The organism is Streptomyces sp. NPDC026672, assembly GCF_040638185.1.
In the GTDB taxonomy this organism is placed as follows: Bacteria; Actinomycetota; Actinomycetes; order Streptomycetales; family Streptomycetaceae; genus Streptomyces.
This window is the reverse complement of record NZ_JBEZXS010000003.1, coordinates 162,283-187,757: the sequence shown is the minus strand read 5'-3', so window position 1 is coordinate 187,757 and position 25,475 is coordinate 162,283. Positions and strand designations below refer to the sequence as shown.

General features: G+C 72.7%; 22 protein-coding genes. 8 read left to right on the top strand and 14 right to left on the bottom strand.

Annotated elements, in window-relative coordinates:
• Positions 1-14: 14 nt before the first annotated feature.
• Positions 15-1,265, top strand: coding sequence for a NarK/NasA family nitrate transporter (locus tag AB0F77_RS04160; RefSeq protein WP_361941088.1), 1,251 nt, complete (start codon positions 15-17; stop codon positions 1,263-1,265).
• Between the two features lie 29 nt (positions 1,266-1,294).
• Positions 1,295-1,771 (top strand): hemerythrin domain-containing protein, encoded by a 477-nt coding sequence (locus AB0F77_RS04155; RefSeq protein WP_361941085.1) that lies wholly within the window; start codon positions 1,295-1,297, stop codon positions 1,769-1,771.
• 7 nt (positions 1,772-1,778) lie between these two features.
• Here AB0F77_RS04155 and AB0F77_RS04150 read toward each other — a convergent pair whose 3' ends face one another.
• Positions 1,779-2,564 (bottom strand): alpha/beta fold hydrolase, encoded by a 786-nt coding sequence (locus AB0F77_RS04150; protein WP_361941082.1) that lies wholly within the window; start codon positions 2,562-2,564, stop codon positions 1,779-1,781.
• 61 nt (positions 2,565-2,625) lie between these two features.
• Positions 2,626-3,096: an Lrp/AsnC family transcriptional regulator gene (locus tag AB0F77_RS04145; protein WP_361941079.1), complete on the bottom strand. Its 471-nt coding sequence runs from the start codon at positions 3,094-3,096 to the stop codon at positions 2,626-2,628.
• A gap of 90 nt (positions 3,097-3,186) precedes the next feature.
• Between AB0F77_RS04145 and AB0F77_RS04140 the strand changes: the two genes are divergently transcribed.
• Entirely contained in the window at positions 3,187-4,341 is a 1,155-nt protein-coding gene (locus AB0F77_RS04140; RefSeq protein ID WP_361941076.1) for an MFS transporter, read from the top strand.
• Between the two features lie 103 nt (positions 4,342-4,444).
• Here the strand turns inward: AB0F77_RS04140 and AB0F77_RS04135 are convergent, their stop codons facing one another.
• Together AB0F77_RS04135 and AB0F77_RS04130 are read right to left on the bottom strand one after the other, a co-directional pair.
• A complete protein-coding gene (locus AB0F77_RS04135; protein WP_361941073.1) occupies positions 4,445-6,142 on the bottom strand; it encodes an amidohydrolase in 1,698 nt (565 codons plus the stop codon).
• A 95-nt stretch (positions 6,143-6,237) separates the two neighbouring features.
• Positions 6,238-6,828 carry an ABATE domain-containing protein gene (locus AB0F77_RS04130; protein WP_361941070.1) on the bottom strand — a complete coding sequence of 197 codons (591 nt, stop codon included), beginning with the start codon at positions 6,826-6,828 and terminating at the stop codon, positions 6,238-6,240.
• A gap of 126 nt (positions 6,829-6,954) precedes the next feature.
• Here AB0F77_RS04130 and msrA point away from each other — a divergent pair, with 126 nt between their 5' ends.
• Entirely contained in the window at positions 6,955-7,467 is a 513-nt protein-coding gene (msrA, locus tag AB0F77_RS04125; RefSeq protein WP_361941067.1) for a peptide-methionine (S)-S-oxide reductase MsrA, read from the top strand.
• A gap of 25 nt (positions 7,468-7,492) precedes the next feature.
• On the opposite strand, the gene AB0F77_RS04120 is transcribed toward msrA, so the two are convergent.
• From AB0F77_RS04120 to AB0F77_RS04105, 4 genes are all read right to left on the bottom strand, one after another.
• Positions 7,493-8,011: a GNAT family N-acetyltransferase gene (locus AB0F77_RS04120; RefSeq protein ID WP_361941064.1), complete on the bottom strand. Its 519-nt coding sequence runs from the start codon at positions 8,009-8,011 to the stop codon at positions 7,493-7,495.
• Between the two features lie 62 nt (positions 8,012-8,073).
• Positions 8,074-8,685, bottom strand: coding sequence for a CGNR zinc finger domain-containing protein (locus AB0F77_RS04115; protein WP_361941062.1), 612 nt, complete (start codon positions 8,683-8,685; stop codon positions 8,074-8,076).
• A gap of 208 nt (positions 8,686-8,893) precedes the next feature.
• Positions 8,894-11,059 carry a ThuA domain-containing protein gene (locus AB0F77_RS04110; RefSeq protein ID WP_361941059.1) on the bottom strand — a complete coding sequence of 722 codons (2,166 nt, stop codon included), beginning with the start codon at positions 11,057-11,059 and terminating at the stop codon, positions 8,894-8,896.
• Positions 11,056-13,842 (bottom strand): carbohydrate-binding protein, encoded by a 2,787-nt coding sequence (locus tag AB0F77_RS04105; protein ID WP_361941493.1) that lies wholly within the window; start codon positions 13,840-13,842, stop codon positions 11,056-11,058. Before AB0F77_RS04105 ends, AB0F77_RS04110 begins: the two co-directional genes overlap by 4 nt.
• Positions 13,843-14,258: 416 nt before the next feature.
• Here AB0F77_RS04105 and AB0F77_RS04100 point away from each other — a divergent pair, with 416 nt between their 5' ends.
• On the top strand, positions 14,259-14,855 hold the full coding sequence (locus tag AB0F77_RS04100) for a helix-turn-helix domain-containing protein (RefSeq protein WP_361941056.1): 597 nt from the start codon (positions 14,259-14,261) through the stop codon (positions 14,853-14,855).
• 238 nt (positions 14,856-15,093) lie between these two features.
• Positions 15,094-15,729 carry a hypothetical protein gene (locus AB0F77_RS04095; RefSeq protein ID WP_361941053.1) on the top strand — a complete coding sequence of 212 codons (636 nt, stop codon included), beginning with the start codon at positions 15,094-15,096 and terminating at the stop codon, positions 15,727-15,729.
• A gap of 28 nt (positions 15,730-15,757) precedes the next feature.
• Here the strand turns inward: AB0F77_RS04095 and AB0F77_RS04090 are convergent, their stop codons facing one another.
• Complete coding sequence (locus tag AB0F77_RS04090) at positions 15,758-16,549, bottom strand: FCD domain-containing protein (RefSeq protein WP_361941050.1); 792 nt, start codon at positions 16,547-16,549, stop codon at positions 15,758-15,760.
• Positions 16,550-16,592: 43 nt separating this feature from the next.
• On the opposite strand from AB0F77_RS04090, the gene AB0F77_RS04085 reads away from it, so the two are divergent.
• Complete coding sequence (locus AB0F77_RS04085) at positions 16,593-17,462, top strand: carbon-nitrogen hydrolase family protein (protein ID WP_361941047.1); 870 nt, start codon at positions 16,593-16,595, stop codon at positions 17,460-17,462.
• A 39-nt stretch (positions 17,463-17,501) separates the two neighbouring features.
• Entirely contained in the window at positions 17,502-18,872 is a 1,371-nt protein-coding gene (locus AB0F77_RS04080) for an APC family permease (RefSeq protein ID WP_361941044.1), read from the top strand.
• Here the strand turns inward: AB0F77_RS04080 and AB0F77_RS04075 are convergent.
• From AB0F77_RS04075 to AB0F77_RS04055, 5 genes are all read right to left on the bottom strand, one after another.
• Positions 18,782-21,601: an HAD-IC family P-type ATPase gene (locus tag AB0F77_RS04075; RefSeq protein ID WP_361941041.1), complete on the bottom strand. Its 2,820-nt coding sequence runs from the start codon at positions 21,599-21,601 to the stop codon at positions 18,782-18,784. The two genes, AB0F77_RS04080 and AB0F77_RS04075, sit on opposite strands and share 91 nt — an antisense overlap.
• A 29-nt stretch (positions 21,602-21,630) precedes the next feature.
• Positions 21,631-22,644 (bottom strand): polyphosphate kinase 2 family protein, encoded by a 1,014-nt coding sequence (locus AB0F77_RS04070; RefSeq protein WP_361941038.1) that lies wholly within the window; start codon positions 22,642-22,644, stop codon positions 21,631-21,633.
• Between the two features lie 124 nt (positions 22,645-22,768).
• Complete coding sequence (locus AB0F77_RS04065) at positions 22,769-23,599, bottom strand: alpha/beta hydrolase (RefSeq protein WP_361941035.1); 831 nt, start codon at positions 23,597-23,599, stop codon at positions 22,769-22,771.
• Positions 23,600-23,897: 298 nt separating this feature from the next.
• Positions 23,898-24,602, bottom strand: a complete 705-nt coding sequence (locus AB0F77_RS04060) for a nucleoside/nucleotide kinase family protein (RefSeq protein ID WP_361941032.1) — start codon at positions 24,600-24,602, stop codon at positions 23,898-23,900.
• Positions 24,599-25,471, bottom strand: a complete 873-nt coding sequence (locus AB0F77_RS04055) for a sugar phosphate isomerase/epimerase family protein (protein ID WP_361941029.1) — start codon at positions 25,469-25,471, stop codon at positions 24,599-24,601. Before AB0F77_RS04055 ends, AB0F77_RS04060 begins: the two co-directional genes overlap by 4 nt.
• Between the last annotated feature and the right edge of the window lie 4 nt (positions 25,472-25,475).

The window sequence follows — 25,475 nt, the reverse complement described above, 5'->3', positions numbered from 1 at the left end:
TCAGGAGGAACGAGATGACGCTCCAGTCATCTGCGAGCAACAACACGACTCCCGCGGCACACACGCCGGTCGCGGGCCGCGCATGGCTGATGCTGGCGGTCGCGGCGATCGGCTTCGCCGTGAACTTCTGGGCATGGGCCCTGCTCAGCCCCCTCGGCCCCCGCTTCAAGGACAGCCTGGGGCTCAGCTCGTTCCAGCAGTCGCTGCTGGTCGCCGTGCCGGTCGTGGTGGGCTCGCTGGGGCGCGTACCCGTCGGCGCGCTCACCGACCGCTACGGCGGCCGGGTGATGTTCCCGCTGGTGTCCGCGGCGACCATCGTGCCGGTGCTCTATCTGGGCCTGGCCGGACACTCCTCCCTCGGCGCGCTGCTGGTGGGCGGCTTCTTCCTCGGCATCGGCGGCACGGCGTTCGCCGTCGGCGTGCCCTTCGTCAACGCCTGGTTCCCGCCCGAGCGCAGGGGCCTCGCCATCGGCGTCTTCGGCGTCGGCATGGGCGGCACGGCGATCAGCGCGCTCACGACCGTCAAGCTGGTCGACGCCCACGGCATGGCCACCCCGTTCTGGATCACCGCCGCCGTCCTCGCCGTGTACGCGGTCCTGGCGCTGCTGGTGCTGCGGGACGCCCCGGGCCGTACGGTCCCTTCCGAGCCGTTCGCCGCGCGGCTGGCCGCAGCGTCCCGACTGGGCGTCACCTGGCAGGCGTCCGCGCTCTACGCGGTCGCGTTCGGAGGCTACGTCGCCTTCTCCGTCTACCTGCCCACCTACCTCAAGACCGGCTACGCCCTCGCCCAGCAGGACGCGGCCGACCGGATGGCCGGGTTCGTGCTGCTGGCCGTCGCGATGCGCCCGGTCGGCGGCTGGCTCGCGGACCGCGTCGGACCGGTGCGGGTGACGGCCGGCGCGCTGGCCCTCGTGCTCCTCGGGGCCGTCGCACAGTCCTTCACCCCCTCCCTGGCACCCGTCGGCACCGTGGCGTTCCTGCTGATGGCCGCCGCGCTCGGCGCGGGCAGCGGCTCGGTGTTCGCCCTGGTGGCCCTGCTCGCCCCCGCCAACAAGGTCGGCTCGGTCACCGGCATCGTCGGCGCCGCGGGCGGACTGGGCGGCTTCGTGCCGCCGCTGGTCATGGGCGCCCTGTACGGCGCGTACGGCTCCTACGGGGTCGGCCTGCTCCTGCTGGCGCTCACCGCCGGGGCGGCCCTGGCCTTCACCGGCACCGGGGTGCGCCGCGCGGTCGCCCGGCGCACGCCCGCGGTCCAGACGCGCTGACGGCACCGGCCGCGAAGGAGGGACACACGATGTGCGAGTACTGCGGCTGCCAGGCACTGGAGTCGATCGACGAACTGACCCAGGAGCACGAACGGGTCGTGACGCTCATCAGCCGTGCCAGGGACGCGCGGCGCGACGGCGACCTCGCCGCGATGGCGGGGGCCGCCCGCGAGATCGCCGCGGTGCTCGCGCCGCACACCCTGGTCGAGGAGTACGGCCTGTTCCCCGCCCTGGCCGACGACTTCCCCGACCAGATGGCACAACTGGAGGGGGAACACCGCGAGATCGAGGCGGTGCTCGCCGAGTCGGCGCACGGCACCCCGGCCGACCCCGGCTGGCCGGGGCGGCTGGAGGAGACCCTGGGCCTGCTGCGTGAGCACATCCTCAAGGAGCAGGACGGGGTGTTCCCGGCGGCGCTCGCGAACCTCACCACCGAACAGTGGGAGGCGGTCGAGATCCTCCGGGCCCGCGTCGGCTCCCACCCCCGCGAGCCCTCCTCGCCCTGACCGCCGCTCAGGCGAAGAACGCCGCCGCCCGGCCCGCCCAGGTCGCGATGTCGTCCGTCGTCCGCGAGACGTGCAGCGTGGCGGCGGGCAGCAGTCGGTCGAGCCGTTCGGCGGTGCTCAGCGGGTGGCCCGGGTCGGTGTCCCAGGCGAGGATCAGCGCGGGCACCCGCACGCCGGCGATCAGCTCCCCGGCGGGCAGGTCGGAGGCGCCCGCGCCCCGGAACACCGAGGGCAGCAGCTCATGAGCGAGGGACGGCACACCGGGGTAGCCGGGCAGCTCCTCGAAGATCGGCGGCACCGGTGCCTCGGCGAGCAGCGCCGCGAACTCCTCGGGCCCGACCTCCTCGGCGGTCGCGGCGAACTGCTCGTACAGCTCGCCCTGCGGGGCCCGGGTCTCCCAGGCGGTCGGCGGCGCCCCGAGCGCCACCGCCGCGAACCGCTCGGGGGCCCGGACGAGCGCCGACAGGATGGTGGCGGTCCCCATCGACACCCCCATGGCGCGCACCGGCTCGCCGGGGGAGAAGTGGTCGGCGACCGCCAGCAGGTCCTCCGCCAGAGCCTCCCACCGGTAGGTGCCGGGTTCGGGGGTCCCCTCGGACTCGCCGTGGCCGCGGGCGTCGTAGGAGATCAGCCGGAACCCCGCGGCCGGCAGCGCCGACCAGTCGATCAGCCCGAGCGAGCGGTCGGCGGCGCGGCTCGCGGAGAGGCCGTGCGCGTTGAGGACGACGGGCCCGGAGCCCTCGTCGCTGTAGGCGAGACGGACACCGCGTACCTTCACCGTTCCGGTTGCCATGTGACTCCTTCCGCCGGATTCCCGATGTCCTGGAGATCATGCTCCATGGGGGCGCCCGCCGTCAGTCCGGGGGTGCCGGGTGCCGGCCGGTGGGCGAGAGGCCCGGCGCCCGGTCGATGTAGGTGTCCAGGACCATCAGCGTGCGGGTCCGGCGCACCCCTTCCACGTCGAAGAGACCGCGCAGCAGCCGCTGGAGCTCGGCCGGGTCGCCGACGCGCACCTTCAGGACGAAGTTCGCGTCCCCCGCGACGGTGTGCAGGTCCTCGACCCGCGGATCGTCGACGGTGGCCCGGCGGATCGGCTCCGTGATCCAGCCCTCGGTCTCCAGGAGCACGAACGCGACGACGTTGCGGCCCAGTTGCTTGGGGTCGACCTCCACCGCGGTGCGCACGATCACCCCGCTCCGGCGCAGCTTGCGCACCCGCTCGTGCACCGCGCCGGTCGACAGACCCACCGCCGCCGCCAGGTCTGCGTACGTCCGCGAGGCGTCCTCCTGGAGCAGACCGATCAGCGTTCGGTCGATGTCGTCCATCCAGCCTCCTCGTAAATTCTTCGGCCGAACCCGATTCGGTCCGATTCTGATTCGGTTCTGCCAGCAATGAGCCGGATGCAATATAACGACATGAGCGATACCCAGACACGGTCCACACCCCTGCCCGCACGGGTGTGGATCCTGACCGCGGCCGTCACGGCCGTCGGCGCCCAGGCCCTCGTCCCCGGAGTCCTCCTCGCCGACATCGCGCGGGGCACCGGCATCGGCGTCGCCGCCGCCGGGACCGTCTTCGGGCTGTACGGCCTCGCCCTCGCGGCGAGTTCGCTCGCGGCCGGCGCCCGGCTCGGCGGCCTCGCCCCGCGCACCCGGGTGACCGGCGGCCTCGCCGCGCTGGCCGCCGCCCTGCTCCTCGTCGCCTCCGCCACCACGGGACCCCTGCTGCTGCTCGGCGTCCTCGTCGCCGGCGCGGCGGCGGGCGTCGCCCTGCCCGCGGTCTACCTGCTCGTCCCCGCGCTGGTCGACCGGGACACCGCGCCCCGGGCGACCAGCCGCGTCCTGCTGGGCTGGGCCCTCGCCTTCGTGATCGGCATTCCCGTCGCGGGCGCGGTCGCGGAGGGGACCTCGTGGCGCGGCGCGTTCGTCGTCCTGGCCGCGCTGACCCTGGCGTCCGCCGTCTGCGGGCGTGCGCTGCCCGCCTCCCGCACACCCGAGGCGGCCCGCCCGAGGTTCCGCGAGGCCCTGGACGACCGGAACCTCGTACGGCTGCTCGCCGGGGTCGTCGCCTTCATGGCCGCGTTCTACGGAGTCTTCGCGTTCGTCGGGACGGACGCGCGCCTTCGGCTGCACCAGGGCCCCGGTCTCTCCTCGGCCATCGCGCTCGCCTTCGGCTGCGGGTTCGCCCTCGCCGGCGCCGTACAGCGCTGGACCGCGCGGTTCGACCGCTCGCTGCTCCCGCCGGCGTTCGCCTGCCTCGTCGGGATCTACGCGCTGCTGCCCTACGCCGACCGCACCCTGCCGACCGTGCTCGCGGTGGCGGCCCTGTGGGGGTTCGTCAACGAGACCGCGCTGACCCTGCTCGTCGTACGCGTCTCCCACGGCCCCGGCGCCTCGACCGCGCTGGCCCTGTACAACTGCGTCACCTATGTCGCCGCCGCCGTCGGCACGGCCTGCGCCGGAGCGGTCCTGTCCGGCGCGGGCTTCCCCGCCCTCGGCCTGTGCGCGGCGGCCGTGTGCGGTCTGGGGCTGGCGGCGGTGTTGGGCACGTCACGCCCGTCCACGACATGAACGTCGACCGCGCCGCGCGGGTGTCCTGCACGGCCGGGTGAGCCCCGGAGGCCCCCGCCCACGCCCCCGGCGGTCCGGAGGTCGTGGGCGGGGGCCGGGCCGGTCAGGTCACGGGCGGCAGGTCGGGGCCCGTCGTGCCGAGGTGTTCCGTGGCGATCACCGGCGGCACCGGCCAGGTCACACCCTCGGGCGGCCAGCTCTGCCCCGTCTCCTCCAGGAAGTCCGCCGGCGGCTCGTACAGCGGCGGCTGCGTCCCGTCGGGGATCAGCGACGCCCAGGAGATCGCCGCGGTACGGTCCCGGAACTCCTGCTTCATGCCGTCCAGCAGGTCCGGCTGCTCGATGAGGTCGACGGCGCCCGCCGCGAGGTAGCGGGCGGCGGACAGCAGTGCCTGGTGGCCGATGCCGGTGGCCGCCGTGGCCGTGACGCCCCAGTTGTGGTTGGGCAGTCCGGGCGGGTAGGCCGCCGCCAGCAGCACGGCGGTGGGCACCTGCCAGCTGATGTCCGCGGTGTCCGTGGCCAGCCCGCCCGTGTAGGCCGCGGCGGGCGGGGCGAGCGGCGTCAGCTGTGTCGGCATCCCGGTCTCCGGGCGGCCGAGCGACTTCTGGATCTCCTTCGCCAGGGCGTGGTCGGCGTCGGTGAAGCGCGGGGCGCCGATCTGCTGCATGTTGTCGTTGAGGAGTTCCGCGCCGGCCTTGTTGGCGAGCACGTTCCACGTCGCGGAGTGGAACTTGTGCACCAGGCGCGTCCGGCTGGCCTGCGCCGCCGCCTTCGCGCAGTCCACGATCTTGTCGTAGAGGACCTTGGCGCGGGCCGGGCTGCCCTCGCGCACGAAGAACCAGATCGAGCACATGTCGGGGGTCACGTTCGGCGCGCCGCCGCCGTTGATGATCGCGTAGTGGAACCGGCCGGACGGGGCGACGTTCTTCTCCCGCAGGTACTCCGACATCGTCGCCATCAGCAGCGCGCCGTCCAGACCGCTCCTGTTGCCGAGCGGGGTGCCGCCGTGCCCGGAGGCGCCGAGGAAGGTGAAGGTCGCGGACATCAGGGCGCTCGTGGTGTTCCAGAACGGCACGGTGATGTTGAAGGGGTGCCAGTCGAGGAAGGCGTCCAGACCGTCGTACACACCGGCCTTGACCGCGTACGCCTTGCCGACGAGCTGTTCCTCGCCGGCGCTGCCGAACAGCTTCACGGTGGCTTCGAGTCCGTGCGCGCGGATCGCCTGGGCGACCGCGATCGCGGCGGCCGTGCCCCCGGCGCCCAGGACGTTGTGCGCGTCGCCGTGCCCGGCACCGTAGGAGGGGCCGTAGGCGTCGTAGTTGTAGACCAGCGGGTCGTGCGTGGACACGCCCTTCTTCTGGGAGAGGCCGGGCAGGGCGTCGTACTCGGCGTTGAAGCCGAGGACGGGGCCGCCGGTGCCGTAGGTGGCGACGAAGGCGGTGGGGAAGCCGGCGGAGCCCCACTCGACGGTGAAACCGTTCGCCTTCAGTAAGGCGGCGGTGGCCAGGGAGGACTTCCACTCGCGCAGGGACAGCTCGGCGTGCTGCCAGATGTCGTCACTGAGCCCGGTGATCGCCCGCTCGTTGGCGCCGATCCAGTCGAGCGCCGTCCTCTTGGCGGGGGTGTCCTTCGCCAGTCCCCCGGGGGCTTGGTACGTCGCGGGAGAGACGCCCGTCCGCTCGTCGTACCCGAGGGTGGCGGCGAGCACCGGGTCGGCCTGGAGGATCGCCGCGGTGGTCGCGGTCGCGCTCAGTCCGAACATCTTCAGCAGGCGTCTGCGGCCCACGGTGAGGTCGTTCACGTAAGTCTCGCTTCCATGCGGAGTGACCGTGATTCGTGATCAACACGGAGGCGAGGGGCCGTACCGTTCAAGCGGACGGCGGGGGAACGGTCTCCTCAGTGGGCCGGGGCGGTCCGGACGTCCTTCTTGCGGGCCCGGTAGGCGGCCGCCTTGATCCTGTTGCCGCAGGACTCCATGCCGCACCACTGGCGCCGCCGCCCGCGGGAGCGGTCGACGTAGACGCGGGTGCACTCGGGGTTGCCGCACTCCTTGAGGAGCGGCACGTCCGGGCCGCCGAGCAGGTCGACGGCCTGCCGGGCCACGGTCGACAGGGCCTCCTCGGGTGTCGCCTGCGTCCACCGGCCGGACGGTGTCAGCTGCGGCACGGCGGCGGGCCTGCGCGCCGCGTCGTTCAGCACGGCCAGCGCCCCGGTGTCGAGGCCGGCGCCGAGACGCCGGGCCGTGACCAGCCCGTACAGCGCCTCCCGTACGTCCGTCGCCCGCGCGACGTCGGCACGGTCGCCGGGCGAGACCGCGTCCACGATCCCGGACTCCACGTACCACGCGACCAGCCGGTCCGGTGTCGCCCACATCTCGAAACGGGCCGTACGCCGGGCACGCAGCGTGGCGACGAAGTCCAGCGCCGGGTGCCCGCAGACGAAGACGTGCGGGAGCCGTTCGGCACGGTCGGCGCGTTCGAGAGTCACCTCACCATCCTGACAGGTGACTGTCGGGTAGGCCCGGACGACGTGGGTGGGCCGGTGTCCGGGAAGGGTCCGGTCGGGGGTTCGTGTGAAAATGTTCGTCTGGCTCGCGGAGGAGAGGGACACGCGATGAGTGACAACGCGAAGAAGGCATTGCTGGCCGGCGGCTGCTTCTGGGGCATGCAGGAACTGATCCGCAAGCAGCCCGGTGTCCTGGACACCCGGGTCGGCTACAGCGGCGGCGAGCTGGCCAACGCCACCTACCGCCGGCACGACGGCCACGCCGAGTCGATCGAGATCGTCTACGACCCGGCGGTGACCGACTACCGCACGATCCTGGAGTACTTCTTCCAGATCCACGACCCCACCACCAAGGACCGCCAGGGCAACGACCTGGGCAGCAGCTACCGCTCCGCGATCTTCTACCTGGACGAGGAGCAGAAGCGCGTCGCCGAGGACACCATCAAGGACGTCGAGGCGTCGGGCCTGTGGCCGGGGCCGGTGGTGACCGAGGTCGTACCGGCCGGAGCGTTCTGGGAGGCCGAGCCGGAGCACCAGGACTACCTCCAGCGCTACCCGGACGGCTACACCTGCCACTTCCCGCGGCCGGGCTGGCGGCTGCCGAAGCGCGCGGAGGTCTGACCGCCGGGGGCCCGGGCCTGTCGGCTCAGGCCCGTCCGGGCGTACACCGTGGGGCGCCGGCCGTCGGTCGGCGCCCCACGGTGTCGTCGGCGGGCGTCGGCAGGTTCCAGCGGAACTCCAGCGCGTCCTCGTCCCGGACCACCTCGTGGCCGGGCGCGAACGCGCCGATCAGCCGGCGCGCGCGGTCGTTGTGCGGCAGCACGGACGCCTTGAAGCGCCGGATGCCCCGTCCCGTCGCCGTCTCGCGCAGCTCCGTCATCAGCCGCGCGGCGACGCCCCGGCGCTGCCAGGCGTCGGCGACCAGCACGGTGACCTCGGCGAGATCCGGGGTGCCGGGGACGACGGCGTAACGGGCCACGCCCACGAACCGGTCGCCGTCCAGCGCGACCAGGGCCTCCCGGTGGTGGTGGTCGACGTCCATGAGCTGGTCGAGGAGGGGTTCGCTCAGCTCGTTCAGCACCCCGTGGAACCGCAGACGGCGGCTCTGCGCCGACACCCGCGGACAGAAGTCCCGCAGCCGCTCCCGGTCACCCGGCTGCCCCATGGGCCTCAGCAGCGGCACCCTGTCCCCACTCCCGTTCCAGCCCGCGTGCGCGTCCCCCGTGATCACGGCTGTGCCGCCTCGTCCGCCAGCCGCCTGCGGGCGCGGTGGGCGCGCAGGTTCGCCAGGTTCCCGCAGGTCTTCACGTCGTGCCAGACACCGCTGTTGTTACGGGAGCGGTCGTAGAACGCGACCCGGCACTCCGTGTTGCGGCAGGTCTTCAACCGGCGCCAGGTGTCGTCGAGTTGGGACTGCCAGGCGGTGATGAGCAGCATGGACGCCAGATGCTTCGTGTCACTGCCGCGCGGGCCGGGCACGACCAGGCCGTCCCCGTGCAGGTCGAGGGAGACCTCGGCGGAGTGGACCACCGCGGGGCGCGGCCCCTCGGCCGCCGGGGGTCCGAGCGCCGCCGCGTCCTGAAAGGACCGTCGGTATTCGAGCAGCCGCTCACGTCCCTCCTCGTCGAGGGCGACGCGGGGTGCCGCGGAGCCGGTCGCGGCGGACCAGTCGGCCGCGACCGAGTCCGCCCACTCCTGCGCCGAGGACAGGTCGGCCAGCAGGTCCGCGCGCCGGCCGCCGGCCGAGACCGTGTTCAGCAGGTCGTGCACCAGGGCGAGGGTGCCCGGAGCGGGCTCCAGTCCGTAGCGTGCCGTGGCAGGCCAGGGTGATCGCGTCATGTCCGGCGACTCCCTCGTGGGTGGTCCGAGTGGCTCCGCGGCCGACTCCCTCGACCGCAGTCGACATAAGCATAACGCTCAAGCCTCTGTGGCTGAAGGGGGGTGGACGCGTACCGAGCCGGCTCGCGCGTGCCGGAGGCGACCTGGGCGCGCGGCGGGGACGCACACGGGCCGGGTGCCACGTGCTCCGTGGCACCCGGCCCGCCGCTCAGTGGCCGCGCGCCGCCGTGAACCGGCCCGCCCAGTACGCGGTGCGGTCCAGGTAGGACGTCTCGGCCGCGGTACCGGTCTTGCCGTAGGCACCGTCGTAGGTCCGGTACCCGTGGCCGGCCGGCGGGGTGGAGTCGGCCGGTTCGATCTGGCTGCCCTCGTGCCACTCGTTGAACGAGGTGACCGACACCCAGGTCGGCGAGCCGCCGATCTGCGGGTCGAGGGCGTTGTTCCACTGCTGGTCGTACGCCGCGCCGTTCCTGCGGTCCACCGTGGGGGTGCTGTTGCCCGGGACGGCCCGGTCGTCGAGATAGCCGGGGGCGACCGACGGGGCCCAGATCAGGTTGTGGGCCCGCGCGTAGTCACCGGCCTGCTTCCAGCCGGGGGCCGTGGCGCCCGCGATGCCGTCGTAGGTGTACAGCCCGGAGAAGTGGGCGATCTTGCTGGTGTCGGTGGTCTGGGCGAGCACGATGCTGTTGCCCGTCACCTGGTCGAGCGCCGTCCAGTCGCCGACGTCCAGGCTCTGGAAGACGTAGAAGGCGCCCTTGTTGCCGTGCTCCGCGGAGCGGTAGAAGGCGGGGTGGCCGCCGTAGGTGCTGTTGATGTACTGGATGTCGGCGGCCGTGGACGCCCCGGTCCTTCCGGCGTACGGCTCCAGGTGCCAGGCGACCTTGATGCCTTCCTTGGCGGCGGCGTCGAGCACACCTCGGGCGAGCCCGTCCTCGTAACCGCCCCGGCCCCACCAGCTGTAGACGAGGACGCCGGCGCCGGACCGGGCGATCCACTTCATGTGCTGGGCCACGGTGGTGGCGAAGTCACCGGAGTCGTACGGGCCGAGCGCCGGATAGAGGTCGGCGCCGATGTCGTCGGGCGGGTTGTGTCCGCCCTGCGGCCAGTGCCGCCACGAGCCGCTGACCGCCGGGGTGCCGTACCAGGGGTAGTAGAACAGGTGCACGTTCTGGTCCAGCGCCTGGACGGCCGCGGTGGCGCCGAGCGAGAAGGTGTCGATGTCGAACAGGGATCCGCTGCCGCCGGTGAACCGCAGGAAGAGCGGGCCGGACGCGGTGGCGGTCAGGGTGGTGGAGACGGTGGTGAAGGTCTCCCAGTTCCCGGTCACGGGCACCCGTACGGAGCCGAGCAGGGTGCCGGTGGCCGAGCCGGAGCGGATCTCGATGGTGCCGCCCGCGCCGGCCGACGAGACCTTGGCGGTGAAGGTGCGGGCGCCCGCCGTGGAGACGTTGGCGTAGCCAGCCCAGTCGCCGTTCTCGATGTACCCGAGGGTCTGGCCGCCGCTGGCCGGACCGTGCCCGGCGGCCTGCACGCCCGAGCCCGAGGTGTACGACTCGGCCTCCACCTGTCCGCCGTTGCCGCCGCCGCCCGGGGCCGAGCAGTCGGCCTGGACCTGTCCGGCCGCGTAGCGCACGGCACCCAGCAGCAGGGAGCGGAAGGCGGGGTCGCTGTAGGACTCCGCGGTGTGGCCGAGGCCGGTGTAGAAGGAGCGCCCGCTGCCCTGGGCGTGGCACCAGGTGATCGGGTGGTCGCCGCCCATCTCGCCACCGCTGTACGTGGTTTCGTCCAGGGTCTGGAGCACGTGGACGTTGGGGCGCGGATTGGTGCGGTAGTTGTACCACTCGTCGGTGCGCGTCCAGGTCGTGCCCAGGTGCGCGGTCGCCGGGTGGGTGCGGTCCTCGTTCTTGAGCGTGGCCTGCTGGATGGCGGGGTGGCTCTTGAACCAGGCGCCGACGAGGCTGCCGTAGTACGGCCAGTCGTACTCGGTGTCGGCGGCGGCGTGCACCCCGACGAAGCCGCCGCCGGAGTCGACGTACGACTGGAGGGCGGTCTGCTGGGTGGCGTTGAGGACGTCGCCGGTGGTGCTGAGGAACACCACCGCCTCGTACCCGGCCAGGTTGGACGGGGTGAACGCGGCGGCGTCCTCGGTGGCGGTGACGGTGAAGTCGCTCTGCTGCCCGAGGGCGCGCAGCGCGGTGATGCCGGCCGGGATCGAGTCGTGCCGGAACCCGGCCGTCTTGGAGAACACCAGGACGTCGAAGGGCGCGGCCTGCCGTTCGGGGAGGGCCTGGGTCAGCTGGGCCGGGGCGGCGAGGACGCCCGCGAGCGCCAGGGCGAGGGCCGCGAGGGAGCGGCGCACACCGATCATGGTCATCGCCCCTTTCGCGCCGAGGCGCCGAGGGAGAAGGTGTCGATGTCGAACAGGGACCCGCTGCCGCCGGTGAAGGTGAGGAACAGCGGCCCTGAGCCCGATCCGTTGAGGGCGGTCGTGACGGTCGTGAAGGTCTCCCAGCCGCCGGTCACCGGGACGGTCACCGAGCCGAGCACCGGCCCGGTCTGGGAGCCGGAGCGGACCTGGACGGTGCCGCCCGCGCCGGCCGAGGAGACCTTGGCGGAGAAGGAGGACGCGCCCGCCGTGGACACGGAGGCGTAGCCCGCCCAGTCGCCGTTGTCGATGTAGCCGAGGGTCAGGCCGCCGCTGGCCGCGGCGTGCGCGGCGGACTGCACCCCGGAGTTGGAGCTGAACGACTCCGCCTCCCAGGCCGTCGTGGTGGGTCCGCCGCTGCCGAAGGTGAAGGCGTCGACGTCGAACAGGTTGCCCTGTCCGGTGGGCCCGTGGAACACGAGGAACAGCTCGGTGCTGCCCGACGGGATCTGGGACAGGGACGCGGAGACGTCGGTGAAGGTCTCCCAGCTGCCGGTCACGGGCACGGTCGCCCGGCCGAGCAGGGTGCCGGTCGCGGAACCCGCGCGGACCTCCAGCGTGCCGCCGGTCCCGCCGGAGGAGACGCGGGCCGTGAACCGGGAGGCGCCGGTCAGCGCGTACGGCTTGAAGGAGATCCAGTCGCCGTCGTCGGTGAACCCGACCGTGGTGCCGCCCTCGGCGCTGCCGTGGGCCGCGGTCTGGATGCCGGACTGGGCGGAGAAGTGCTCGGCCTGCCGGTGCCGGGGCTGGAGGGTGCGCAGCGAGTGCGTGGTCAGACCGCCGGAGTCGGTGTACTCGGCGTCGAGCACGCCGTACAGATTGGCCGCGCTGTCGTGCTCGCCGTCGACCGGGATCGACAGTGTGCCGGTGCAGCCGGTCGAGGAGGTGATGGCGTGGGTGTGGCTGTCGTGGCCGAGCGAATAGGTGACCTTCACCTTGGAGCAGTCGGCGGCGCCGTCCTCCGCGTCGCTCGCCTGCACCCGGAAGGGAACCGTGTCACCGAAGGCGAACAGCTGTCCGTCCAGGGGCTGTTGGAGGGTGACCGCGGGAGCGGTGTTGCCCGCCGTCACGACCAGGCTCGCGGTGCCGGTGAGACCCTCGGGGTCCCGGACGGTGAGCGTCGGCCGGAAGGTGCCCCGCGCGGTGTACGTGTGGCTCGGATTGGCCTGCGTGGACGACGTGCCGTCACCGAAGTCCCACGAGTACGTGAGCGCCTTGCCCTCCGGGTCCGAGCTGCCCTGGGAGGAGAACTGCACGGTCAGGGGCGTGGCGCCGGAGGTCTTGTCGACGGCGGCCTTGGCGACCGGGTTGCGGTTGCTGCCCGCGATGTACTCGATCCGGTACAGCGCCTGGTTGTTGCTGCCGGTGCCGTAGTCCAGCACGTACAGCGCGCCGTCCGGTCCGAAGTCGCTGTCGATGATCTGGGTGCCGTTCCAGGGGAAGCTGTCGATGGTCCCGTAGCCGCCGCTGCTCGTCACCTCGACGGCCTTGATCCACCGCCGTCCGTACTCGGTGGCGAAGAACCGTCCGTCGAGCGACTGCGGGAACTTCACCGAGGAGTTGAGGTTCGGGTCGTAGCGGTAGACGTCGCCGGCCATCGGGGACTCGGAGCCGCCGCCGAACTCGGGCGGGGAGCCGTCGAGGCCGTACTTGATCCAACTCGTCTTCACCGGCGGCAGCTTGGACTGGCCGGTGTTGCGGAACGAGTTGTTGGTGGGCCCGCCGCCGCAGTCGTACTTGGCACCGGAGGGACCGCTCGGGAAGGTGTACTCGTTGTACGTCTCCGAGGTGGTGTTGGTGCCGGTGCAGTACGGCCAGCCGAAGTTGCCCGGGGCGGTGATGCGGTTGAACTCGACCTGGCCGCCGGGGCCGCGGTTCGAGTCGGTGGTGCCCGCGTCGGGACCGTAGTCGCCGATGTAGACGGTGCCCGTGGGACGGTCGACGGACATGCGGAAGGGGTTGCGGAAGCCCATCGCGTAGATCTCGGGCCGGGTGTTCGCCGTGCCCGGTGCGAAGAGGTTGCCGGAGGGCACGGTGTAGCCGCCGGCCGCCGTGGGCTTGATCCGCAGCAGCTTGCCGCGCAGGTCGTTGGTGTTGCCGGAGCTGCGCTGGGCGTCGAACTGCGGGTTGCGGTTGGTGCGTTCGTCGATCGGGGCGTACCCGGCGGAGTCGAAGGGGTTGGTGTCGTCGCCGGTCGTCAGATAGAGGTTGCCGGCCGCGTCGAAGTCGATGTCACCGCCGACGTGGCAGCACTGGCCGCGGTCGTTGGCGACCTCGAGCAGCACCCTCTCGCTGGCCGTGTCGACGGTGTTGTCGGCCTTCAGAGTGAACCGCGACAGGTTGAGATGGCCCTTCCAGGCGTCGAAGTCGGCGGCCGTGCCGGTGGTGGGGGCGTCGCCCGCGGGGGTGTTGAGCCTGGGGGAGTAGTACACGTAGATGTAGCGGTTGGAGGCGAACCCGGGGTCGGCCGCGATGCCCTGGAGGCCCTCCTCGTCATGGGTGTACACATCGAGCTTGGCGGCCTGCTTCGTGTTGCCCGCGGCGTCGGTGTAGCGGATCGTGCCGTCGCGCGCGGTGTGCAGGACGGACCGGTCGGGGAGCACGGTCAGCGACATCGCCTCGCCCAACTCGGCGGCCCCAGTGGCCAGTTGGACGTGCTGATAGTCGGCGGCCGGGATGTCCGCGGCCGACGCGGGCGAGGGCGCGAGGGCCGTCACGGTGGCGGCGGCCAGCGCGAGGGTGAGGGTGGTGGCCCATCCTGGTCCTGGGCGTGGACGTCTGAACACAGAGCTTTCCTTCCTGACGTCATGGGGGTGTCAGGCAAGGCGCGCGCCGGACGCGCTGGTTGCCGTCGCATCACTGCGCGTGCGTGCGCAGCGTTTTCGGGTGGCGCGAGGAAAGGTGCGGGATGGTGCGGCTCACTTGCAGGCTGGCAACGGGTCCTGCTTTTGTCAAGCGCCTGTCAAAATTGGGTCGGCGGTCGGCGGCGGACCGTCTCCGGGGCCGCGCGACGGGGTTCCCGCATCCGTGCGAACAAGCGGAATCGCGGCCTCGCCGCCGTTCCGGCCGCCGGGTCCGGCACTTCCGCACCCGCCCCGTTCCCGTGCATGCCCGATCAGATGTCGAAGTCCACATGTAGGCTCGGTGGATGCTGCTGACCACCGGACAGGCCGCGCAGGAACTGGGTTGTGCGATCACCACGTTCCGCCGGCTCGTCCGGGCCGGAGTGCTGCCGGGTCTCGCGCGCCGCGGGGTGCGCGTCATGGTCCCGCTCGATGTCGTCCAGGCCCTGGGCGCCCGCCGCACGGCGCCGCTGGAGACGCTGGCGGCGGCGGAGATCGCCGTGCTGCGGGTCGACGCGGCACGCCGCAGCGACGAGCCGGACCGCGAGTGGATCGGCTTCGGGGCGAGCCTCGCCCCGGAGGACCTGCTCAAGGCGCTGCGCGGCTGGTGGCGCTGCGACGCGCCGAGCGTGGCGGCGGGCGGGGTGCTGCCCGTGACCCTGTCCGGCTATGTGGTGGCCGTCCTGACCGGGCTCCAGCGGTGGGAGAGGAACACGGAGGGCCGGCATGCCTTCCCCGACGCCCGGCTGGCCGGCCATGTCACGGACCTCGCGGCCCCGCACACCGTGCTCACCGCCCGATCGCCCGCCGACCGCCGTCTGGCCCGGACGCTCCTGGGCACCCGGCTCCCCTCCCACTCGGGCGGAGCGATCGCGTACGTCACCACGGGCGCCGCCGGCTGAGCCGCACCGGCCCGGCGCGATGGTCGGCCACCTGCTCGATTCCGTGTCGTTCGTTCGAGTGGGGACGCGCCTGCGGGGCGACGGCTCACCGTCGCGGCCGAATCGCCCCGGCAAAACCCGGGTAGCCATACGGTGACGGCCGGTTGAGCCGTTCGCCTCCCTCCGCTGCAAAGGATCAGAACACTTGGAGCTGGACGCATCCTCCGCGCGCCGATCCGGGCGTACCTGGACGATCCGGATGAACGGGCACAGTGACCGCACCGCCTCTCTCGACTGCTCCTCCGCCTGCCGGATGCCGCCCCGTTCCCGGGACCTGGCCGCGCTGCGCCGGTTCGCCGAGGCCCACGCCGCCGCCCACGCGCGGGCCGCGACCGTCCGGCAGGACGCCCTCTGCGCCTGCCGGCAGTCCCGTTGCAGCGCGCACGAGGGCACGTCCGGCTCCTGCGCGGGCCCCGTCGTGCTGGTGCTGCGGCACGACCCCGCCGTGGGCCGGGTCTGGACCCTCGCCGAGGTCTGCGCCCACTGCGCCGCACGCCTCGCCCACTGCCGGGTCGTGGGGACCGCCCCGCCACGCACCGCCCCGTCACGCACCGGCCCACCGCGCACCGCCCCACCGGGCACCGGCCCGGCCGAGCGACCGGCCCGCGTGCCGCCCCAGCCTCAGACCCAGTCCCCGGCTGAGTCGCCCGCTCAGCCCCCGGCCCAGCCGCAGTCCCCGGCCCAGCCCCAGGCCCCGTCCGTTCCGGCGGTGCCCGGCGGATTCAGCGCCCTGGCCGGACCCGCGCCCGAGCCCGCGCCCTCCGTGACGGGCCGGCGCCGCTCCGGCGACGGCCGCAGGCGCGGCGGCCGGGGACAGGGCCCGAACCGGCGCTGACGGCGCGCGGAGGGCTCCCGGAGCGAGGTCAGTCCGTGAGCCCCACGAACATCGTGCGGTGCAGCGTCTCGACATGCCGCCGCGCGACCTCGGCGGCCTGCGCCGGGTCTCCCGCCCGCACCGCCGTCACCAGCGCCCGGTGCTCGTCGTTCGAGGCGCGCAGCGCGGCGAGGGGATACGGGAGGTAGTACTCGTAGAGCTTGCGCAGCACGGTCCGGTAGCCCTCCGTCGCGTCGAGACCGGTGGCGCGGGCCAGGGCGAGGTGGAAGCGCTCGTCGTACGAGTGGAACTGCGCCCAGCTCTCGGCGCGGTCCATGGCCTCCACCAGCAGCTGGAGCTCCTCCACGGCCTCCGGGCCCGCCGCGCGGGCCGCGAGGTGGGCGATGCCGCACTCCATGACGATCCGCTCGTCGATCAGCCGGTGCACCTCACCGGACTGCTCGCGGTAGGCCGCGGTCGCGTCGACCACCCCGCGCGTCGGTCGCGCGGCCACCAGGGTGCCGCCGTTGCGGCCCCGCCGGCGTTCCAGGACGCCGTCCGCGCACAGGGAGCTGAGCGCGCGGCGCACGGTGATCTCCCCGACGCCGAGGGCCTCGGCGATGGCCGTGTTCGCCGGCAGCCGTTCCCCCGGCGCGAGCAGACCGAGGTCGACCGCCATGCCGATGCGGGCGCGCACCGTGTCCAGCGCCGTGAGCCGGCGAATCCCGTTCAGCTCGGGGGAGTTGAGGGGGAGCGCGGCCTCCTCGGCACCGTCCGGCGCGGATCTGCTGGGGTTGGCGGCCATGCCCTCAATGTAGTCGTCGGGAAAACTGCTCATCATGAGACCATTGTATAAGTGCTCACCTTGAGCTAATTTCCTGCGCATGTCCCGACCACTGCCCATCGCCGTGGTCCAGGCCCCTCCCCGCCTGGCCACGGACCCCCTGTCCGACTTCGCCGAGGACACCGAGGGGGTGCTCGCGCGCTTCCCCCGCACCCGTCTGGTCGTCCACCCGGAGCTGCACCTGTGCGGCACGGCGGGCCCCGCGGCCCGGGCGGAGGAGGAGCTGCGCGCCGCGGCCGAACCGCTCGACGGCCCGCGCGTGCGGCGGCTGGCCGAACTCGCCGGCGACCTCGGCGTCTGGCTCCTCCCGGGCACGGTGTGCGAGCGCGACGAGGCCGGCCGGCTGTTCAACACCGCCCTCGCCTTCTCCCCCGAGGGCAGGCTCGTCGCCCACTACCGCAAGGTCTTCCCCTGGCGGCCCTACGAGCCGTACGACCCCGGGGACCGCTTCGTCGTGTTCGACCTCCCGGGCATCGGCCGCGCCGGGTTCGCGATCTGCTACGACGCGTGGTTCCCGGAGGTCGCCCGGCATCTCGCCTGGATGGGCGCCGAGGTGATCGTCAACCCGGTCATGACCACCTCCGCCGACCGAGAGCAGGAACTCGTCGTCGCCCGCGCCAACGCCATCGTCAACCAGGTCTACGTCGTCAGCGTGAACACCGCGGGCCCGCTCGGCACCGGACGCAGCACCGTCGTCGACCCCGAGGGACGCATCCGCGTCCAGTCGCCCGACTCCGGAACCACCGTCCTGACGGACGTGCTCGACCTCGACGACGTCACCCGCGTACGCACCTACGGCACCGCCGGCCTCAACCGCATGTGGAACCAGTTCACCGACGCCGACGCCCCCCTCGACCTGCCGCTCTACGAGGGCCGCCTGGACCCCCGGCGCTGGCGCGTCGCCGACTGACCCCGCTCCCCGCCCGTCCCCGAAGCACAAGGAACCTCCATGTCCCAGCCCGCTCCCACCCTCCACCGCAGTCTGACGCTCAGGTCCGTCGTGCTCTTCGGGCTGGCCTACATGACCCCGATCATCGTGCTCGGCACCTACGGCGTCGTCGCCGACAGCACGCACGGAGCGGTACCCACGGCCTATCTGCTCGCGCTGGGCGCCATGCTGTTCACCGCGCACAGCTACGGACGCATGGCCAGGACCCATCCCGTGGCCGGGTCGGCCTACACCTACGTACGGCGCTCCATCGACTCCCGGGTCGGCTTCCTCGTCGGCTGGGCGACCCTGCTCGACTACTTCTTCCTGCCCATGGTCATCTGGCTCATCGGCGGGGCCTATCTCCAGGCGCAGTTCCCGTCCGTGCCGTTCTGGCTCTGGATCGTCGGGTTCATCGTCCTCACCACGGCCCTCAACGTCCGGGGCATCAAGACCGCGGAGCGGGTGAACGACCTGCTGATGGTCTTCCAGATCCTGGTCGTCGGGATCTTCGCCCTGCTGTGCCTGCGGCACGTCTTCCAGCACGACGGAGCGGCGGCCGTCATCAGCACCACGCCGTTCGTCAACAACGCGACCTCGCTCGCCGGCATCTCCGCCGGGGCCGCCATCGCCGCGTACTCCTTCCTCGGCTTCGACGCCGTCACCACCCTGACCGAGGAGACCCTGGAGCCGCAGCGCACCATCCCGCGCGCCATCCTGCTCATCGCGCTGATCGGCGGCGGCATCTTCGTCGTGGTCGCCTACACCACCCAGCTCGCCCACCCCGGCTACGCGTTCACCGACTCCAGCTCGGCCGCCTTCGAGATCGCCAAGACGGTCGGCGGCGACCTGTTCTCCTCCGTGTTCCTCGCCGGTCTGATCGTCGCGCAGTTCGCGTCCGGCATCGCCGCGCAGGCCAGCACCTCGCGGCTGCTCTACGCCATGGGCCGGGACTCGGTGCTGCCGCGCAAGGTCTTCGGCCGCGTCCACCCCAAGTACCACACCCCGGCGCTGAACATCCTGCTGTGCGGGGCGGTCGGGCTGATCGCGCTGCGGCTGAGCGTCGCCACGTCCACGTCGTTCATCAACTTCGGGGCCTTCACCGCCTTCACCTTCGTCAACCTGTCGGTGATCGCCACCTGGCTCCGCGAGCGCCGCGCCGGCCGTTCCCCGGGCGTGTGGTCGTACGTGGTGCTCCCCGCGATCGGCGCCGTCGTCGACGTGTGGCTGCTGGCCCACCTGGACGGCAAGGCCCTCACCCTCGGCCTGATCTGGCTGGGGCTCGGCGTCTGCTACCTGCTCTACCTCACCAGGGGCTTCCGCGTCGCCCCGCCGGAGATGGACTTCGACGAGGAGTCGGCCCCGGCCGAGACCCCGCCGGTACGCCGGTAGCGCCTGCCGCGCGTGCGCCGCGCCACGAGCTTGGCCAGCTCCCAGAGGGCGAGGAGCACGAGGGCGCCGAGCAGGGCCCAGCCGAACTGGCGCAGGGTGATCTCGGTGGTGCCGAGGACCGTGCGGAAGCCGTCCAGCTGGGTCGCCGCCACCGCGAGCACGAACTGGGCCAGGGCCACCCGGTTCATCTGCCGGCTGTCGAAGGTGCTCGCCGACAGCACCGAGTCGGTCTCGCTCCGGCATTCGAACGCGGCCACGATCAGACAGAGCGCGAACGCGGTGAACGCCATCGAGTTGCCGGTCCGCGGGCTGCCGTAGCGGGACTCGCCCAGCTCGATGAGGACCAGGAGGATCACGGTCACGGCCAGACCGGCGAGGACGACCGTCGTCAGGACCGGGCGGGTCAGCACCGACTCGCCGCGCGGCCGGGGCCTGCGGCGCATCAGCCCGGGGGTCTCCTTGTCGAAGCCCAGGGCGAAGCCGAACGAGGCGTTCACCACGAAGTGGATCCACAGCACCTGCGGCGGGCTGAAGGGCTCACCGGCCGCGATGTTCAGGATCGTCGCCCCGAGGAAGGTCAGCACGAACGTGACCAGGAGCAGCAGCACGAAGCGGATGTACTTGGTGAGGTTGTCGTAGAGCTTCCGGCCCTGCTCCACGGCGTACACGATGGTCGCGAAGTTGTCGTCGGAGAGGATCATCCGGCCGGCGTTCTTCGCGACGTCCGTGCCGGTGCCCATGGCGATGCCGATGTCGGCGGCCTTGATGGCGGGCGCGTCGTTGACACCGTCGCCGGTCATCGCGACGACGTCGCCCTTCTTCCTCAGCGTGTCGGCCAGCAGCACCTTGTGCTCCGGGGCGACCCGGCCGAGGACCCCGATGCCGTCGATGCGGGCCAGCCGCTCGGCCTCCGGGAGCGCCGCGAAGTCCGCGCCGAGGACGGCCTCGCCGGGTATCCCGAGCCGGCGGGCGATGGCCGCGCCGGTGGTGACGTCGTCCCCGGTGACCATGCGCACCCGGATGTGGGCGGCCCGCGCGTCGGCCACGGCGGCGGCGGACTCCTCGCGCGGCGGGTCGACCATGCCGACGAGACTGGTCACGCACAACTCGTCGACGTGGCGGAGGAGGTCCCCTTCGGGATCGAAGTCCGCCGGGTCGAGGTCCCGGACGGCGGCGGCCATCACCCGGTGCCCCTCGCCGCCCATGCGCTCGGTCTGCGCCCGGGCCCGCCCGTCGAGCGCCGCGTCCCAGGGGACCGGCGACCCCGCGGACAGCGCACTGCTCGCACGGGCCGTCACGGCGGGCGCGGCACCCTTGACGAAGCACCGCACCACGGGCCTGCCCGCCGCGTCGCGCGCGGAGTTGAAGGTCGCCATCAGCTTGTAGCCGGGATCGAACGGCAGGGTCGCGAGCCGGGGCAGCCGCTCCCGGGTGGCCTCGACGTCCAGCCCGGCCTTGTGCGCCAGGACGAGGAACGCGCCCTCGGTCGGGTCTCCCACGACGGCGCCGTCCGCGAGCCGGGCGTCGTTGGCCACGACGTACGGCAGGATCGCGTCCTCGACGCCTGGTGAGGAGCCCGCCGCGTGGTGCACACGCCCCTCCAGGCCGTACCCCGTGCCCGACACCGTGTACCGGTCGGCGGGGGTCACGACCTCCACCACCGTCATCTGGTTCATCGTCAGGGTGCCGGTCTTGTCGGAGTTGACCGCCGAGGTGAACGCCAGCGTCTCGACCGAGGGCAGCTCCTTGACGATCGCGTTGCGCCGCGCCAGGTTCAGGCTGCCGACGGACAGGATCGCCTGGGTCACCGTCGGCAGCGCCTCCGGGATCGCGGCGATGGCCAGGGAGACCGCGCTGACGAACAGCGCGTCCCACTCCTGGCCGCGCCCGCGCCCGAGGACGAACATCACGATCATGGTCAGTCCGGCGGCGGCCGTGATCCACAGGGTCAGGGTGTCCAGCTCCCGGGTCAGCGGCGGCTCCTGCGCGCGGGTCGCCGAGAGCATGCCGGAGATCCTGCCCAGCTCCGTGCGTGCTCCGGTCCCGGTGACGACGAGGACCCCGCTGCCATGGGTGACCGCGGTGTTCATGAACGCCATGTCCGACTGGTCCCCGGGGCCGAGCCGGACGTCCGGCAGGGTCTCGGTGCCCTTGAACGCGGGAACGCTCTCGCCGGTCATCGCCGACTCGTCGATCTGGAGGGCGTGCGCCTCCACGATCCGCCCGTCCGCGGGCACCTGGTCGCCGGCGGCGAGGAGCACGACGTCGCCCACGACGAGGTCCTGCGCGGGCACCTCCGACTCGGTGCCGTCGCGCCGCACGCGTGCGGTCGCCCGCAACATGGACTTGAGCGCGTTCATGGCGCTCTCGGCCTTGCCCTCCTGGCGCAGTCCGACGACCGCGTTCAGCAGCGTCAGGGCGACGAGCACGACGGCCGTGCCCCACTGGGCGATCGCCAGCGACACCACCGCCGCGGCGACCAGCACGAGCTGCATGTAGCTGCGGTACTGCCGCAGGAACCGCCGCCACGCCGGGACCGGCTTCTCCTCCGGCAGCGCGTTCGGCACGTTCTCCGCCAGCAGCCGCGCGGCCCGGTCCGCGCCGATGCCGGTCGCCGGGTCGACGTCCAGCGCGGCCGCGACCCGTTCCGGTGTGCGGGCGTACCAGGCCGGGGGATGATCCCGGGGTTCCGCGGGCGGTCCGGTGGGCCGCTCCGCTCTCGCCGTCATGGTCCCGACCTCCGGTTCCGCGCCCGGTCTCAGCGCTTCCCGCCGCGGTGCCTGCCGCCGCCGCTCTTTCCGTCGCGGCGCTCCGCCTCCCGGCGCTCCGCCCCGTGCGGGTGCGCCTGTGCGTAGGGGTCGGCCGCGGCGCCCGCGGGTGCCTCGGCCTCCAGTGCGCGCCGGGCCGCCCGGAGCGCCTTGCGGGCGTCCGCGCCCACCGTCGGGAACCGGGGGTCGATGCCGATGAGCGTGTGTGCCAGGACCGCGGCGGTGCAGATGCGCGCGAACCACTTCCGGTCGGCGGGCACGACGTACCACGGGGCCCACGGCGTGCTGGTCGCGGAGAGCATCTCGGAGAACGCCCGCTGGTAGTCGTCCCAGTAGTGGCGCTCGCGGACGTCGGCGCCCGAGAACTTCCAGTTCTTCTCCGGCAGGTCGATCCGCTTCAGGAAACGGACGCGCTGCTCCTCACGGGAGAGGTTCAGGAAGACCTTGACCACCTTGAACCCGTTGTCCGTCAGATGGCGTTCCCAGTCGTTGATCTCGCGGTACCTGCGCTCCCAGACGTCCGGGCCGCGCGCGTCCTCGGGCAGCCGCTGCCGGGTGAGGTTCTCCGGGTGCACCCGTACGACGAGGACCTCCTCGTAGTGCGAGCGGTTGAAGATGGCGATCTCGCCGCGCGCGGGCAGCCGGCGGGCGTAGCGCCACAGGTAGTCGTGGTCCAGCTCCTCGGCCGAGGGCACCTTGAAGCTGCTCACCTTCACGCCCTGGGGATTGACCCCGCTCATGACGTGCCGGATCGTGCCGTCCTTGCCCCCGGCGTCGAGCGCCTGGAGACACAGCAGGACGCCGTAGGTGTCCTGGGCGGCCAGCCGCTCCTGGAACTCGGCGAGCAGTTCCACACCCGTCCTCAGCAGCTCCACGCCGCGGCTCTTCTTCAGACCGGCCCGGTAGCGGGGGTCGAAGTCGCTGCTCAGGTCGACCGGTGTTCCGGGTTTCACCCGCAGCGGTCCGATGAGGTCGGCGATCCGCTCGGCCCGCGTGTCCGCCATCGCACGCCCGCCTTTCCCGTCCCCGGCCCCCTTCTCGTCCCGTGGTCTCCAGGATCGCCCCACGGCCACCGCCCCGCCACAGCGAGCGGCGGGGCGGCGCGTGGTGTGCCGTGGGGCCCGGGGGCTACGACTTCAGGAACTCCAGGATGTCCGGGTTGAGGATCTCCGGGTGGGTCGACAGCATGCCGTGCGGCAGGCCCTCGTAGCTCTTGAGCGTGCCGTTGCTCAGGATCTCGGCCGACAGCGGTCCTGCGTCCGCGTAGGGCACGATCTGGTCGTCGGTGCCGTGGGCGACGAGGACCGGGACGTCGATCCGCTTCAGGTCCTCGTTGAAGTCGGTCTCGGAGAACGCCTTGATGCACTCGTAGTGGGCGTTGGCCGCGCCCATCATGCCCTGCCGCCACCAGTTGTCGATGAGCCCCTGCGACACCTTCGCGCCCGGCCGGTTGAACCCGTAGAACGGGCCCGTGGGCAGGTCGATGTAGAACTGCGAACGGTTGGCGGCCAGGGCGGCGCGCAGCTCGTCGAAGACCTCGATCGGCAGCCCGCCCGGGTTGGAGTCCGACTTCACCATGATCGGCGGCACCGCGCTGACCAGGGCCGCCTTCGCGACCCGACCCTGCTTGGCGCGTGCCACGTACCGCGCCACCTCGCCGCCGCCCGTCGAGTGCCCGATGTGGAAGGCGCCGCGCAGGTCGAGCGCGTCGGTCAGCGCGGCCACGTCGGCGGCGTAGGTGTCCATGTCGTGGCCCGTCGCGGTCTGGCTGGAGCGGCCGTGGCCGCGGCGATCGTGGGCGATCACCCGGTAGCCGTGCGACAGGAAGAACAGCATCTGGTTGTCCCAGTCGTCCGCGCTCAGCGGCCAGCCGTGGTGGAAGACGACCGGCTGCCCGTCGCGCGGCCCCCAGTCCTTGTAGAAGATGGTCGTGCCGTCATCGGTGGTGACTGTGCCCATTGCGGAATCCTCTGCTCGACCGGTTGAAGCACGAGATCCCCGGGGTGCGGGTGCGGCGCGGCGGGGGAGACGCCGTGCGCGGGCGCGAGCGGGCTCGCCCCCTCGGCCCGAGGACACCCCGGTGTGTCCCTCGCCACCGTACGCCCGGCCCCGGTGCGGCACATCTTGTGGCGCGGAAGCCGTACGTCCGGCGGCGCGGCGCGGGCGGGTCTCCGGCCGTAACCGCCCTGCGGGCCAGGGGAGTTGACGAACGGTCAGGAGTTCCGCCCGCCCCTCCCCACGCCGTACGGCGCCCGCCCTACGGCAGCGCGGGCACGACCAGGTCCGCCCGGGCCCGTGTGGTCGCCACCAGGTCGGCGTTGCGCTGATCGGTGCCGAGCACCCAGGCCACGGCCGCGTCGTGGTCCTTGCCGAACTCCTCGTGCCGGGCGACGAGCCGGCGGACGCGCTCCTCGTCGTCGAGGTCGCAGAACCACACCTCGTCGAGTTCTCCGCGCACCCGCGGCCAGGCGCCGGTCTCCAGCAGGAGGTAGTTGCCCTCCGTGACGACCAGCCGGGCCGAGGGCGGTACCGGGACGGCGCCCGCGATCGGCTGCTCCAGGACCCGCTCGAAGCCCGGCGCGTACACGATGCCGTCGCACCCGCCGACGTATCCGCCGGTGTATCCGTCCGCGGAGCGCCCCTCGCCCCCGTCGCCCCCGCGGTCCGGGTGCCGCTGTTCGCGGAGCCGTCGCAGCAGGGCCGCGTACCCGGCCGCGTCGAAGGTGTCAGGGGCGCCCTTGCGGTCCCGGCGGCCGAGCCGGTCGAGCTCCACGTCGGCGAGGTGGAAGCCGTCCATCGGCACGTGCGCGACCCAGGGCGGCCCGTCGCCGTTGAGCTCCCGGACCAGCCGCTCGGCGAGCGTGGTCTTCCCGGCGCCCGGGCTGCCGGTGATGCCGAGGATCGCCCGGCCACCGGGGGCCGCCAGGGCGGCGGCCCGTTCGAGGAGGTCGTCGAAGGTCATGCGCGGACGCTCGCCGCCAGGTGCTGGGCGATGAAGCCCCGGGCGTGCCGGGCCAGGTCGTCGCCGTCGGACCAGAGGTCGCGCCAGACCGCGAGGTCGTTGGACAGGCCCGGCGCGACCACGGCGGAGGAGAACGACTCGAAGGTGACGGGGCCGCGGTAACCGATGTCGGCGAGCGCGTGGAAGAAGGACGTGAAGTCCAGATGGCCGGAGCCGAGGTAGCCCCGGTGGTTCTCGCCGATGTGGACGTAGCCGAGCCGGTCGCCGACCTCGCGGACGGGCCGTACGAGGTCGTCCTCCTCGATGTTCATGTGGTACGTGTCCAGGTGCACCAGGACATTGTCCTCGCCTATGTCGTCGGCGAGGCGCAGGGCGTCGTGGGCGGTGTTGACGACGTTGGTCTCGTAGCGGTTGCAGACCTCCAGGCCGAGCGTCATGCCGAGCGGGCGGGCCTCCCGGGCGAGCCGCCGCAGCACGGAGACGACGTTGCCCCGTCCCTCGGGGCTCAGCGGTGCGCCGTACTTGCCGAGCGCGCTGTAGAGGGCGCCGGTGAAGTGCGTACCGCCGAGTCCGTGGGTGACGGCGAGCGAGTCGTGCAGCAGCTTCTCGCCGCGTTCGACGACGGCGGGATCGCTGCTGGAGACGTCCGCGTCGAAGGCGAGCCCCCGGGAGCACGCCACCTTCAGACCGGCCTCGGCGAGTTCCGCGCGGGCCCGGTCGACGTCGAGGTTGACCGAGTCGTGCAGCGACAGCTCCAGCAGGTCGAACCCGGCCGCCGCGGTGCGGGCGATCGCGTGGCTGACGGAGGCGGGCGAGGTGTCGCCCGCCCAGACGAGGGCGTGCACGCCGATCGGGTTCGGGACGGTCATGGAG